The 13,360-nt window shown below is 60.2% G+C and carries 9 protein-coding genes, 1 tRNA gene and 1 pseudogene; 5 read left to right on the top strand and 6 right to left on the bottom strand.

Annotated elements, in window-relative coordinates; translation table 11 throughout:
- Positions 1 to 42: 42 nt before the first annotated feature.
- From RMQ97_RS07925 to RMQ97_RS07900, 6 genes and pseudogenes are all read right to left on the bottom strand, one after another.
- Entirely contained in the window at positions 43 to 2,220 is a 2,178-nt protein-coding gene (locus tag RMQ97_RS07925; protein WP_413660318.1) for a peptidase domain-containing ABC transporter, read from the bottom strand.
- On the bottom strand, positions 2,217 to 3,488 hold the full coding sequence (locus tag RMQ97_RS07920) for an HlyD family efflux transporter periplasmic adaptor subunit (RefSeq protein ID WP_413660317.1): 1,272 nt from the start codon (positions 3,486 to 3,488) through the stop codon (positions 2,217 to 2,219). Before RMQ97_RS07920 ends, RMQ97_RS07925 begins: the two co-directional genes overlap by 4 nt.
- 153 nt (positions 3,489 to 3,641) lie before the next feature.
- Positions 3,642 to 3,790, bottom strand: a pseudogene (locus tag RMQ97_RS07915) (IS6 family transposase); the annotation flags it as partial.
- A 140-nt stretch (positions 3,791 to 3,930) separates the two neighbouring features.
- Positions 3,931 to 4,021 (bottom strand) — tRNA-Ser (locus RMQ97_RS07910).
- Between the two features lie 82 nt (positions 4,022 to 4,103).
- Complete coding sequence (locus tag RMQ97_RS07905) at positions 4,104 to 4,838, bottom strand: tetratricopeptide repeat protein (RefSeq protein ID WP_413660316.1); 735 nt, start codon at positions 4,836 to 4,838, stop codon at positions 4,104 to 4,106.
- Between the two features lie 212 nt (positions 4,839 to 5,050).
- Positions 5,051 to 6,271, bottom strand: a complete 1,221-nt coding sequence (locus tag RMQ97_RS07900) for an acyl-CoA dehydrogenase (protein WP_413660315.1) — start codon at positions 6,269 to 6,271, stop codon at positions 5,051 to 5,053.
- A gap of 221 nt (positions 6,272 to 6,492) precedes the next feature.
- Between RMQ97_RS07900 and RMQ97_RS07895 the strand changes: the two genes are divergently transcribed.
- From RMQ97_RS07895 to RMQ97_RS07875, 5 genes are all read left to right on the top strand, one after another.
- Positions 6,493 to 8,463, top strand: a complete 1,971-nt coding sequence (locus tag RMQ97_RS07895; protein ID WP_413660314.1) for a heme lyase CcmF/NrfE family subunit — start codon at positions 6,493 to 6,495, stop codon at positions 8,461 to 8,463.
- Entirely contained in the window at positions 8,463 to 9,008 is a 546-nt protein-coding gene (locus tag RMQ97_RS07890) for a DsbE family thiol:disulfide interchange protein (RefSeq protein ID WP_413660313.1), read from the top strand. Before RMQ97_RS07895 ends, RMQ97_RS07890 begins: the two co-directional genes overlap by 1 nt.
- On the top strand, positions 9,008 to 9,493 hold the full coding sequence (locus RMQ97_RS07885; RefSeq protein ID WP_413660312.1) for a cytochrome c-type biogenesis protein CcmH: 486 nt from the start codon (positions 9,008 to 9,010) through the stop codon (positions 9,491 to 9,493). Before RMQ97_RS07890 ends, RMQ97_RS07885 begins: the two co-directional genes overlap by 1 nt.
- Positions 9,490 to 10,365, top strand: coding sequence for a c-type cytochrome biogenesis protein CcmI (gene ccmI / locus RMQ97_RS07880; protein WP_413660311.1), 876 nt, complete (start codon positions 9,490 to 9,492; stop codon positions 10,363 to 10,365). Before RMQ97_RS07885 ends, ccmI begins: the two co-directional genes overlap by 4 nt.
- A 139-nt stretch (positions 10,366 to 10,504) precedes the next feature.
- Positions 10,505 to 13,288, top strand: a complete 2,784-nt coding sequence (locus RMQ97_RS07875; protein ID WP_413660310.1) for a PAS domain-containing protein — start codon at positions 10,505 to 10,507, stop codon at positions 13,286 to 13,288.
- Positions 13,289 to 13,360: the final 72 nt, after the last annotated feature.

Here is a 13,360-nt window from a genome sequence, read left to right as displayed (position 1 = left end):
GTCGCCTGGATTTCACAGTCCAAAGCTTTGTGGACGAAGCGCTCAGAGCACGGCGGGTTTTTCCGGCCATGGCTCTTGCGATGAATTATAGGTTTCCACACGCCTGTCCGCGCCGGACACATCGACAAGCTTGCCATCGGCCATCCGGAGAACACGCTCGGCTCGCATAACCAGGGCTGGCCGGTGCGCGACGATAATTCGTGTGATTGGCATCGCCGTAATGGCGTCTGCGATTTCGTTTTCCGTGTCCGCGTCAAGGTTTGCGGTTCCTTCGTCAAGAACGAGCACCTTCGGACGTCGATAGAGCGCGCGGGCAAACAGGACGCGCTGCCTTTGCCCACCGGACAGAGTCGAGCCCATATCGCCGACCAGCGACATGTATTGCATCGGCATGCGCATGATATCGTCATGGATCCGCGCTTCCATGGCCGCTTGGCGGACTCGGTCCATGTTCAGGTCAGGATCGAAAAACGCGATATTGTCTGCCAGCGTACCCGAGAACAATTGATCATCTTGGGAGACCACAGCGACCTGTGCTCTCCACCGGCGCCAGAGAGCGGACGTCGCTCGCCGGGATCCGATCTCGATGTGGCCATCTGTTGGCTCGTAGAGCCCGAGTATCAGCTTCAGCAGCGTGGTCTTGCCACCTCCCGACGGCCCGATGATCGCCAAAAATTCGCCTGGCTGGATGGCCAGATCGATGCCATCCAGGACGAGCGGATCGGACGCTCCGTATCGGAAACGCAGGCCGCACGTGTGAATGCCGCTGTCTAACTCCGTCCCGGTTTCCTCCTCGTTTTCGGAGCGCTCGGGAGTCGCGTTCAGGATGTCCCCCAATCGCTCGAGATGTAATCCGAGAAGCGAGAACTGTAATGCTTGGTTGATCAGAGCGTTGATACGGTCGGTGAATGTCTGTCGGAAACTTAGAAATGCCATAAGCATACCAACAGAAAATCCGTCCGCCGCGAGAATAATCTGTGCTGCAACATACAAGACCAGGACCGTCTGCAATCCGGTTATCGCGGACTGCAGGGCTTGTTGGGTCAATTGGAGTTTGCCCAAGGAAAAACTGGCATTGACAGCGGAGGCAAACAGGTTGCGCCAGTGACTCTCGCGTTGTGGCTCACCTCCCCATAGGCGAAGCGTTGTCGAACCGCGCACACTTTCGATCACGTGAGACTGCTCGTTGGCGGTCGCGGTGATCTGCTCTTCTGATCTGCGCCGGATCTGAGGATAGAACGCGTAAGTCATAATCGCATTTATCGCCACAGACACGACGACGATCATGGCCAATGGCAACGAATAGAAGAACATGATAATCAGTGCGATAACTGCCATCACGCCGTCGATGACCACTGTAACTAACCCCTGCGAGATCGCTTGCTGTATCGGGCGCGTCGATTGAATGCGCGAGAGAATGTCTCCGACATGGCGCTTCTCGAAAAACTCCACCTTGAGACGCAGAAGGTGCCGAACAAGATTCCCGACCATCTGGAAATTGAGAAGGCTCCCGAATACCTGGATGGCGTAAGCTCTAAGGGCCTCTATGAGCGCCCCCAATAGCACCAGCGCGGCGAACCCGACGGCCAGGACGTGAAGTAGTTGGGCGTCCCCCCGGCCGAGCACTTCGTCGACTACAAGCTGAAGCTGGAATGGCATCGCAAAGGTTGCCACTTGCAAGCCCACGGACAGAGCAAGCACCTGGATGAGCGCGCGCCAGAATCCTTGCATACTCGACCAAAGCGCTGTCAGGCGCACTGGCGCTCGGTCTTTAATCGGCTCGAAAGACGCGGTCGGCTCAATTTCCAGAGCAACGCCCGTGAAGTGATTGGACACCTCTTCAAGGCGCACTTCGCGTCGGCCGAGCGCTGGATCATGTATGATGATCGATCCGCGCTTGACCTTCTCGAGAACGACGAAGTGTTTCAGATCCCAGTGCAGAACAGCGGGAAGAGCAAGATGATTGAGGTGCTCAAGCTCACACTTAACCGCCCGCGAAGCGAAACCGAGCTGATCAGCGATCTCCATGAGCAATTTGAGATTGGCCCCAGCCATCGACAAGGAAAAGCGCTGCCGGAGTGAATTCAGATCGACATCGTGACCATGATATCGCGAGATCATTGTGAGGCAGGCCAGCCCGCATTCGGCCGCCTCGACCGACATGACGGTCTGTAAGCTCTTTTTCCGGAACAGGTTCAGCTCCCGAGGAATCTCCTTCATGAACGCCCCGCCGCGAACAATGGATCAAAAAGCCACTCGATCAACGAACGTTCGTCGATCACAATTTCTGCAGAGAATAATAGCCCGGGTTGAAGCGGAATTTCCTGGCCATAGGCCTCGATAATGCTGCGGTCGATCCGAGCACGCGCACGGACCACTGGAGCGTCAAACCGTAGCCCTGGAATTGACAATTCTTCAAGCGTAAGCACGGTGCTGGATACAGTCTCGATATGACCGGTTCCGACGCCAAAACGCTCGTGCGGAAACGCGTCATACCGCAGCTGGACCACTTGGCCTTCCCGGACAAATCCCGCCGCATTGGACGGAACGAATAGCTCCGCAATTAGCTCCTCGTCTGCGGGTACGAGAACGGCAACCGTGTCTCTCGCTGCCAGCGACCGGCCTCGCTGAACCGGGATGGCGGCCACCCGGACTGGCGCCGGCGCAGAGACCAAATATGCACTATCTGACCGCGTGGTCGTAACGCGTTCGTTCATCGCACCTCGTGCCGCAATCGCATTGGCCTCAGCGCTTGAGATCGCAAGTGGTATCGCCTCCCGCGCGGATTGGGCATCCGACTTTTGTCGTTCGAGTCGAACCAGCGCCGCCTCCAGGCGGGATACATCTTGCCGCGCCGCAAGTAACGCCTCACGACGAGCCAGAAGCTCTCGGTTTGAGAGAAACCCGCGCGCGGCGATTGATTCAGCTTGTTCTACCTGCTGGCGAGCAATCTCCACGCGATCGCGCTGCAAGGCGACTTGCTCGCGAAGCGTTTCCAGTTCTCGCTCAATGCCATCGATTTCCGCGCGGAGACGCTGCTCCTCTCCTCGCAATCGGCCAATCTCCGCGTCCGCCGCGCTGGCCGCAGCGACAGCCTGCTGAGAGAGTGCGGCGAGTAGCGCGCGTCCGGCATCGCCGTCTTGAATGTCGGAGGAAAGTCGAATTTGCGCGATCGGTGCTCCAGCATCAATGACGTCGCCTTCCTCTACGTAGATCGCTTCAACGATACCCCCGCGGAACGCCGAGGCCCGGATTACGCCACTTTCTGGCGTGAGCCATCCGCCAACCGTTTCTTTCCGTGCATACGTTGCAAAAGACAGAAAAAGCGCGCCAGTCAGCAAGATGCTCAATGCCAGTGCGGAGAGCAGCCTGTTCGACAAGGGAATGGCAATGACGACGTCGCCCCCCAGTCGCCGGGTGGCATGACGAACCGCTTCTGGCCTAAATATCTGATTCAAAGTGTAGAAACTCGTCTTCTTATGGAACACCGAAAGAAGGCTACACCGGTAAATCGAAAAGGGTTTAGCAGCCCGGCTCTACCATAATTAGTCCGTGATCGAGATGCAACGACATGTATAAATCCGTTGGATGCGCTGCTTCAAGATCGCCTATGAGAAAAACGAACCGAGCCGGTTCCATCAAAACCGAACCGTCTCATGCGTTGTGTCAATGCCGCGCTCGTGGAGCAGATCCTCGGGGTTGCGAAGCGAGCGCGGGAAGGGGTGTACATCATCACCGCGAGGCGGATGATTTCCGGTGACGTTTTGATGCACCGGAACGGATTGCGCACCACAAAACGCTACGATTTCAGACCCATCCGCTCAAACCGTTTTTCTCCTGACAACGCCCGCTCGCGACCACACGCCAACACCATGGGGTTCCGAAGTGCAGTACATTTTCGAACATCAGCTTGGCTATTTCGGAGAAAAGTGGCGGACAGGATGGGATTCGAACCCACGAGACGGGGACACCGCCTACTCCCTTAGCAGGGGAGCGCCTTCAGCCACTCGGCCACCTGTCCACCGACCGGTTTAATTCGCACCGGCCACCGCATCAAGTGCGAGCTGCCGCTGAAAGCGCATCAGTTGCAGGTGAGGGACGGATCACACGCGCGATCGCGCCATATCAATCCAGGTGCGATGGAGTTTGCGCACGTGTTTGGGCGCGATGCGCGCCGCGCTCATGATCTCGCTCCAGCGCTGATGCGCCTCGTCCGTGCGCCCGGCCTGTTCCAGCAGGAGGGCCCAGCGGGCTCTCGCCTCCGGACCGGGATAGTAGTCTGCAGCACCGCAATAGGCGGCGAGGGCATTATCCGTCTCGCCCAGGGCTTCGAGTGTGCGGGCATAGAGCAGGTGTCCCTCCGGCAGGCGCAGATCGGGATGGTGCTCCTTGAGACGCACCAGCTCATCCCGCGCGCCGGCCATATCCCCGGTTTCGAACAGGGCGCGGGCCAGGGTCATCTGGATGGCGGAATCTTCTGCAAAGGCACCCTGTGCGGCCTCTTGGGCCAGGTCGAGGGCCTCTCCGGGCCGGCCGGCTGCGATCAACGCCTCGGCTGCGCGCCGCAAATGTCCCGGTGTGCGCGTGATCTCGAGCGCATGCAGGGCGTCGCGGACGTCTCGGTCCGGATCGAAGGCTTGCTGCGCGGCATTGCGGGCCGAACGCGCGGTCTTTCCGCTTATCATGCCCGGCAGGATTTCCGAGATGACATAGGCGGCGGAGCCGATGCCCGGGAAGGCAAAGAGGATCATCAGCCAGTACATCTGCCGTCCCGTTCGGACAACGTGCACGGCGCAGGCAATGGCGATGATGATGTGGACGCCCAGAAGGTACGGCATGACACAATCCCGATGCAAACAGCCGATGTAACTCGTCGATGGACACAGTCGGTGGAAACCGTTCCAGCCTGCCCTAGCGTCGCTGCCGTCAAATTGCAATCAGGGGTAGGCAGTCAAGCGGGCGAATTGGTCCGACTTGCCGGTTTTATCGGTTGTGGGGCGGCCCGCAGGAGACAGAAGCTGAGATCAGGAGCCGAGATGAGAAGCCGGGATCAGAAAAAGGCCTGCAATCCGGTCTGGGCGCGACCGAGGATCAGGGCATGCACATCATGTGTGCCCTCGTAGGTGTTCACCGTTTCCAGATTGACCATATGCCGAATGACCTGGAATTCCTCGGAAATCCCGTTACCGCCATGCATGTCGCGCGAGAGGCGGGCGATATCGAGGGCCTTGCCGCAATTATTGCGCTTGACCATGGAGATCATTTCCGGCGCGGCCCGGGCCTCGTCCATCAGGCGCCCCACCCGCAAGGAGGCCTGCAGGCCCAGCGTGATCTCGGTCTGCATGTCGGCCAGTTTTTTCTGGAATAGCTGTGTCTGGGCGAGGGGTTTGTTGAACTGTTTACGATCGAGACCATAGGTGCGCGCCGCATGCCAGCAAAACTCAGCCGCGCCCATCGCGCCCCAGGAAATGCCATAGCGTGCGCGGTTGAGACAGCCGAAAGGCCCTTTCAGACCGGAGACATTCGGCAGGAGCGCATCTTCACCAACCTCCACACCATCCATCACAATCTCGCCCGTGATAGAGGCGCGCAGGGAGATTTTGCCACCGATTTTAGGTGCGCTGAGACCGGCCATGCCCTTGTCGAGCACAAAGCCGCGGATCTTGCCGTCATGGGCATCCGATTTCGCCCATACGACAAACACGTCAGCGATCGGTGAGTTGGAGATCCACATTTTCGACCCGGTCAGGCGATACCCGCCGGCGGTTTTCTCGGCCCGGGTTTTCATGCCGGCCGGATCAGATCCGGCATCGGGTTCGGTCAGGCCAAAACAGCCAATCCACTCACCCGAGGCCAGTTTGGGCAGGTATTTGCGGCGCTGCTCCTCCGAGCCATAGGCATAGATCGGATACATTACCAGGGAGGACTGGACCGACATCATCGAGCGGTAACCGCTATCGACCCGCTCGACCTCACGCGCGACGAGGCCGTAGGCGACATAACCCAGTTCCGCACCGCCATATTCGGCCGGGATGGTGGAGCCCAGAAGGCCCAGCTCGCCCATTTCGCGGAAGATAGCCGGATCGGTGTGTTCCTCGGCAAAGGCCTCGATGACACGTGGTTGCAGCTTGTCCTGGGCATAGGCCCGGGCGGCATCGCGCACCAGGCGTTCTTCCTCGGTCAGCTGGTCATCCAGAAACAGCGGATCAGCCCAGTCGAACGGGCCCAGTTCGGGCGCATCCTTGGCTTTCAGCTCAGTGATGACATTCATGGCGAACTCCTCCGGATCGGTCGGCTCTCTTGTCTGGAGCCTGACATCTTTACGAGTGGTTTTAGAAGCTTTGACCGCCCAGAGGAAGAGAGCAGGCTGTTCCCGGGCGCCGTGTTTGCGCTATCTGGACAAATATTGCCAAGTTTAACAGAAGTCGGCGGGTTCAGCCTGCGTCAGCGTGACGCTTGACCTTGTGCCCGCTTCACGCCAAGCCATGCGCCATGCTTGCTGAAATCGGTCATTTTCTTCTCATCCTGGGTTTTGTCACCGCTCTGCTCCAGGCAGGGCTGAGTATCTGGGGCGTGCTTCGCCGCGATGGCCGGGTCCACCGGTTCGCCCGCGCGGGCGCCATCACCCAGTTCGCTCTGTTGATGGCGGCCTTTGCCATCCTCACCTGGCTGTTTGCCGTGTCGGACTTCTCGGTCCTAATCGTGGCGGACAATTCCCACTCGGCCAAACCCTTCCTCTACAAGCTGACGGGCGTATGGGGCAATCATGAGGGCTCGATGCTGTTATGGGCGTTGATTCTCACGCTCTACACGGCGGGCCTGGCCTTTACGGCCAAGACGGTCGCCCCCCGCCTGGTTACCCTGACCTTTGCGGTGCAATCGGTGATCACTTCGGCTTTCCTGGCCTTCCTGATCTTCACTTCCAATCCCTTTGCCCGTCTCTGGCCGATGCCGCCCGATGGGAATGGGCTGAACCCCTTGCTTCAGGATCCCGGTCTCGCATCCCATCCGCCCATGCTTTATGCCGGATATGTCGGTTTCTCGATCACATTCTCCTTCGCCGTCGCCGCCCTGATCGAAGGACGCGCCGACACACGCTGGGCGCGGATTGTCCGCCCCTGGGCGCTGGCGGCGTGGAGTTTCCTGACCTTGGGCATATTGCTGGGGGCCAGCTGGGCCTATTTCGAGCTGGGCTGGGGCGGCTGGTGGGCCTGGGACCCGGTAGAAAACGCCTCCTTGATGCCATGGCTGGCGGGTACGGCCTTTATCCACTCCCTGCGGGTGATGGAGAAACGCGATACGCTGAAAAGCTGGACACTGCTTCTGGCGCTGATGACCTTCTCGCTCAGCCTGACCGGGACATTCCTGGTCCGCTCGGGTGTCATTACCTCCGTGCACGCCTTTGCTGTGGACCCCGAGCGCGGCGTATTCATCCTGGCGATCCTGTTTGCCGTGATCGGCGGATCGCTGGCGCTGTTTGCGGTGCGCGCCCACACGCTCAAACCGACCGGTGTCTTCAGCACGGTGAGCCGGGAAAGCACGCTCCTGCTCAATAATCTGGTTCTGGTCGTGGTGACACTCGTGGTGTTGGTCGGAACGTTTTATCCGCTAATGGTGACGACCGTCTCTGATGCCCGTGTCTCGATCGGTCCGCCCTACTATAATGCGATTTTCAATCCGCTGATGGGCGCGCTGATGATCCTCGTGCCGGTGTCGACCATGCTCGCCTGGAAACGTGGCAAGCTGGACCGGGTGATGCGTCTTCTGGTGCCGGCCGGGCTTGCTGCCGGCGCAGCCTTTGTTCTGGGTCTGGTCCTGATCCATGAGGGCACGATCGCCGGAGCGCTCGGTGCAGCTCTGGCGTTGTGGGTGGGTATCGGTGTCGGCGCTGATCTGGCCAGCCGCACGAAGTTGGGGCAGACCCAGTGGGCCGAGAGCTGGCGACGTCTCAAAGGGCTGCCGCTGGGTATTTGGGGCATGACCGTGTCGCATATCGGTCTGGCCATCTGTATTTTTGCGATCACCGGGGTCAGCGCCTGGAAAGACGAGGCGCGGGCCTTCCTGGTGCCGGGACAGTCGGTGAGCCTGCAGGCCTATGAGATCCGCCTGGACGATGTGCAACGACGCGATGAAGCCAATTATTTTGCGGAATTCGGTACGTTCACCGTTGAGCGCCAGGGGCGGGCCTATGACACGCTGACCGCCGAGCGCCGCTTCTACCCCGTCCGCCAGATGGGCACGACCGAAGCGGCGGTCGCCACGCGTGTGACTGGTGATGTCTATGTGACCATTGGCGAACCGGTCCAGGACCGGGGCTGGCCGGTGCATGTCTATCTCTACCCGTTCGCGGTCTGGCTGTGGATCGGAGGCGCTGTCCTGACCCTGGGCGGTGTCCTGTCGATCGCGGACCGGGGACGTCGGGCGCTGACGGCACGTCGTCCGGCGGCGAAGGAGGCATCGTGATGCGCTATCTCGGTTTTATCCCGCTGGCCCTGTTCCTGGTGATGGGCGTCTATTTCGCGCTGGGTCTGCGGCAGGACCCCAATGATATCCCGTCCGCCCTGATCGATGAGACGCTGCCCGTATTCGAACTGGCCCCGGTCTATGCCGGCGACGCCCCGCTGGCGAGTACAGATCTGGTCGGCGAGGTCGCCGTGCTCAATGTATTTGGATCCTGGTGCCCGCCCTGTCTGACCGAACACCCGGTCCTGCTCGAGATCGCGGCGCGCTATGACATCCCGCTCTACGGCATGGACTGGCGTGAACCGCCAGAGGTGGGGCGGGCCTGGCTCGAGCGTCACGGCAATCCCTATACGCGGGTGGGTAATGACGCCTCCGGCCGGGTGGCGATTGATCTGGGTGTGACTGGTGCCCCCGAAAGCTTCATCATCGATGCCGCAGGCCGCGTGCGTCACCGTCATGTCGGTATCATCACGCCTGACATCTGGCAGACACAGCTGTGGCCGATCATCGAGACGCTGCGGGCTGAAGACGGGGAGGTGCGCTGATGCGGTCCTGGATCTATGCCGTGATGGCCAGTGTCGTGCTCACCTGTGGTCTACTCACCAGTGCGGTATCCGCCGCGCCGGGGCCGGACGAAATCCTGACCGACCCGCGTGAGGAAGCCCAGGCCCAGGCGCTTTACGATGTGCTGCGCTGCGTGGTGTGTCAGAGCCAGGCGCTGTCTCACTCTGATGCGCCTTTGGCGGCGGATATGCGCGCGGTTGTGCGCGAACGCGTCCAGGCCGGAGACAGCCACCAGGACGTGCTTGACTATATGCAGGCCCGCTATGGCGATTATGTACTGTTATCCCCGCCCTTGCAGGGCAATACGATCGCCCTGTGGGTGTGGCCCTTCCTAGCCCTCTTTCTCGGTGCAATCGGTGTCGTGGCCTATATTCGCCACCAGACCGGTCGGTCCGTGCCCCAAGAGCTGAGTGAGGCTGACAGTGCCGCTGCCCGTGCACTGATGGAAGAGGAGGGCCGGGAATGATCTGGCTGGCCATTATCCTGATCGCGTGCCTGGTGATGCTTGTGCTGGCCCGCCCTTGGCTGACCCAGATGGTGACCGCGTATCATTCCGGTTATGCGGCCTTTACCGGTCAGCGGGAAGAACTCAGGCGCGACCGTGAGCTGGGCCTTCTGTCGGACGACGAGCTGCGCCAGGCCGAGATGGATATCGAGCGGCGGGCACTGGCCGCCAAGGCGCAGGGCGCTGCGGGTGAAGACTGGGAGGAGGGGGAGACCGGACCGGTCCTGCCCGGCCTGGTGCTGCTGACGGTGATGAGTGCCGTGGGGCTCTATCTCTGGCTGGGGCAGCCGCAATGGGTCGGGCCGGCCCCGGTCATGCCGATCCAGCAACCGCAATCCGCCCAGACCTCTGCCACAGCCCGTGAGCCCGACATGCCTGAAGAGGCCCGCCAGCAATTGGCCGCCTTGGAAGCCGATCTGGCGGCCAATCCCGATCAGCCGGACAGCTGGGCCTTTCTCGGCCACGCCTATCTGGCCCTGGGGCAGGCCGATGCCGCCGTGGCGGCCTTCCGTCAGGCCGTCCTGTATGATCCCGAAACCGCCTCGCATTATGCGTCTTTGGGGCAGGGGCTTCTGGTGACCAGTCGCAACGAGTTTACCCCCGAAGTCCTCACGGCGTTCGGGCAGGCCCTGGACCTGGACCCGCTCGATGTGAGGGCCAGCTTTTTTGTGGGTGAAGCGGCATTCCGGATGGGGGATTATCAGGCTGCGATGAACCGCTGGCAGGATATCGTGAACCGGCTGGATGAGAGCGATCCCTATTTCCCGATTATCCAGTCTCGACTGGGGATGGCGCAACAGCTTCTAGAGCAGGCGCCGACAACCTCAGAGTAGGCCATTCATTGTAGGCGGGAAAACAGGCATAACTAATTACCCCGGCAAAGCCTGTTGCGTCCTCGTCCCGACTTGAAGCATCGAGGGGCAATCCTTTACTTAAGGTGCCTCGCGGGAGGTGCATTCAGGAAAGGTTTGAATGGCGACGATTTCCCCGCCTTCGGTTCATGACAACACATCCGGTCCGGGTTTCGACGGAGATCCGCTGGTCGAGCTCGTGCGTCTGAGTACCCGGCTGGACACGCCGCGCGATGACATCATCCAGTCATTGCTCGAGTTTGTGCGGACGGTGTGTGAGTTTGATGTCGGCCTTGTGAGCCATGTGGATGGCGAGCGCTATCTGATCGAATTTGCGTCAGACCCGAGTGAGACCATCATGATCGGGCAGCAATTCCTGGTCTCGGGCACCTATTGCAATCACGTCATCGAAACGGGCCAGCCTCTCTATCTCACCGAGGCCGGGAAGACCGAATTTGCCCGCATGGACTGCTATCTCCTGTCGGGATTCGAAGCCTTTGCCGGTGTGCCGCTCATGGTGGATGGAGAGGTTTACGGCTCTTTCTGTCTGGGCGGGCGCAAGGCGCGGTCCCAGGGCTATAGCGAGCAGGCGACGGCGCTGGTGGAGATGGCGGGCCGTCTCATCGCGCAGCATCTGGCGCACCGTTCGGCGGAAGACCGGTTTGATCTCGCAGTGCGTGGCTCGCAGATCGGTCTGTGGGAATGGAATTTGCGCACGGACGAGATTTTCTGGTCGCCGCGGACGATGGAATTGTTGGGGGTTGATCTGCCCGATGATCAACCTCTGACCTTCGTCATGTTCGACCAGCGGATTCACGCGGATGATCATGAGCGGGTGATGCTCGCCATCAATAATCATCTCAGCCTGCGCGAGCCTTATGATCTGGAATACAGGATCCAGCGCAGCGACGGGACCTGGCTCTGGGTGCATGATCGCGGCCAGGCGAGCTGGTCGAGTGATGGGCGACCATTGCGCATGGCTGGTGTCCTTGATGACATCACCTATCGCAAACAGGCTGAAACGGCCTTGGCCGATCGGGCCTTCATGTTGCAACTGGCCGGTGAGACGGCTCAGATCGGGTATTGGCACAGACGTGCGGAAGATGATGTCCTGGTCTGGTCTGATGAGTTGTATGCCCTGCATGGCGTCGTGCCGGGGGAGTATGACCTGGCCTCGGACAGAGGTCTTCGCTTCTGCCATCCGGATGACCGGGACGCGCTGGCGGCGATGGAGCTGGAGACCCGCCGCAGCCGTTCGCCCCAGCAGCTGGAATACAGGATTATCCGTCCCAGCGGAGAGGTGCGCTGGCTGAACGCCATGTATCGCTGTCAGTTCGACGCGCAGGGGCAGGTGATCGCCGTTTACGGGATCTGTCAGGACATCACGCAACGCCATATGGCAGATGAAAGTTTGCGCCGCAGCCAGGAACGCTATCGGGCCGTCGTGGCAGGCGGGCATATCGGGATCTGGGACTGGAATGCGGTGGACGATACCCGTTACTGGTCACCGGAATTCCTGGAGATGCTGCAGATCCCTGCCGCAGAATTTGTCCCCAATAATTCGTCTTTCCGTTCCCGGGTCCACCCAGACGAGGTGGATGAGGTGGTTGCGTTGGTCGAGGCGCACCTGCGCGGTGAGGCGGAATTCGATGCCCAGTGCCGCATGCGCCGCAATGATGACACCTATATCTGGGTCCGGCTTTTGGGGCAGGCGGCTTTCGATGAGAGCGGGCGGGTGAGCCGGTTTACCGGATCGGTCTATGACATCACTCGTCGCAAGCTTGCAGCAGATCGTGAGGCCGAACAGGCGCGCATGCTGGCTTTGTCAGGTCGCGCTGCCCGGCTGGGCTATTACGAAATTGATTTGGTCACGGAGACGGTGGAGTTTTCCGAGGGGCTTTACGCGCTTTATGGCCTCGACCCGCAAACCTACACGCCGTCGATGGATACCATCTGGGAACTTACACATCCTGCGGATCTCGAACGTTCACAGGCCTTGCGTGAACACGTGATCGAAAGCGGGGAGCCAGGTTTCCTGACCCGGCGCATGCTGCATGCGGATGGATCCGAACGTCTCGTTCATACGTGGCTGGAATGCTTTTTTGATCGAGACGGCGAGCCTGCGCGCCTGTTTGGAGTTTCGCAGGATGTCACCGAGACGGCGCGGATCGAGGTCCAGCTGCGCGAACAGGCCGATGCGCTCAAACAGGCCAATGCAGAGCTGGAACGCTATACGGCGATGGCCTCCCATGATCTGCAGGAACCCCTGCGCAAGATTGCGACTTTTGGCGATTTGCTGGAGCGTCGTTATGCCGACCAGCTGGATGAGCGCGGGCGGGAGATCATTCATGTGATGACGGACGGTGCGTCGCGAATGCGCCAGCTCATCAGCGATCTGCTCGACTATACCCGCTCCTCCAATGAGGCGATGAAGTATACCGGGGTCTCGCTGAATGAAATTGTCGAGGAGGTTCTCGACCGTCTGGATCTGGCGATCTCCGATATTGGCGCGAATGTGGACTGTGCGACCCTTCCCGATATTCGCGGGGATCGGCTCTTGCTGGGACAGCTGTTTCAGAACCTGATCGGCAATGCGCTCAAATATCATGACGAGACACGTCCGCTGCGCGTCTCGGTCAGCGCGGAACGGGCGGAGGACGAGAGCGGCTGGATGATCCGTGTACGGGATAATGGAATCGGATTTTCGCCCGATCATGCCGAACGGATCTTCACGGCCTTCCAACGATTGCACACCCGGAACGAGTATCCGGGAACCGGCATGGGGCTGGCTCTGTGTCATCGTATCGTCGAGCGCCATTGCGGACGCATCTGGGCTGAAGGTGAGGACGGCAAAGGCGCTTGTTTCTATGTCTATTTCCCGGACGCTTGTGGAAGGTCCTGCTAGCGTCGCGCCTGAATAAACAGAGTGCTGCGTCACACCTATAGAGTGTGGTGAGTTTTTTATAGCGACACCGGA

It is taken from the genome of Maricaulis sp. D1M11 (assembly GCF_047308265.1).
Lineage (GTDB): Bacteria > Pseudomonadota > Alphaproteobacteria > Caulobacterales > Maricaulaceae > Maricaulis.
The sequence above is the reverse complement of the archived record's forward strand: the minus strand, read 5'-3'. Positions and strand labels throughout refer to the sequence as shown.

Bases quoted from the DNA above. Each gene is read 5' to 3' on its own strand.
- RMQ97_RS07925 (WP_413660318.1), bottom strand. From the start codon at position 2,220: ATGAAGGAGATTCCTCGGGAGCTGAACCTGTTCCGGAAAAAGAGCTTA.
- RMQ97_RS07905 (WP_413660316.1), bottom strand. From the start codon at position 4,838: ATGCCGTACCTTCTGGGCGTCCACATCATCATCGCCATTGCCTGCGCC.
- RMQ97_RS07900 (WP_413660315.1), bottom strand. From the start codon at position 6,271: ATGAATGTCATCACTGAGCTGAAAGCCAAGGATGCGCCCGAACTGGGC.
- RMQ97_RS07895 (WP_413660314.1), top strand. From the start codon at position 6,493: ATGCTTGCTGAAATCGGTCATTTTCTTCTCATCCTGGGTTTTGTCACC.
- RMQ97_RS07890 (WP_413660313.1), top strand. From the start codon at position 8,463: ATGCGCTATCTCGGTTTTATCCCGCTGGCCCTGTTCCTGGTGATGGGC.
- RMQ97_RS07885 (WP_413660312.1), top strand. From the start codon at position 9,008: ATGCGGTCCTGGATCTATGCCGTGATGGCCAGTGTCGTGCTCACCTGT.
- ccmI (WP_413660311.1), top strand. From the start codon at position 9,490: ATGATCTGGCTGGCCATTATCCTGATCGCGTGCCTGGTGATGCTTGTG.
- RMQ97_RS07875 (WP_413660310.1), top strand. From the start codon at position 10,505: ATGGCGACGATTTCCCCGCCTTCGGTTCATGACAACACATCCGGTCCG.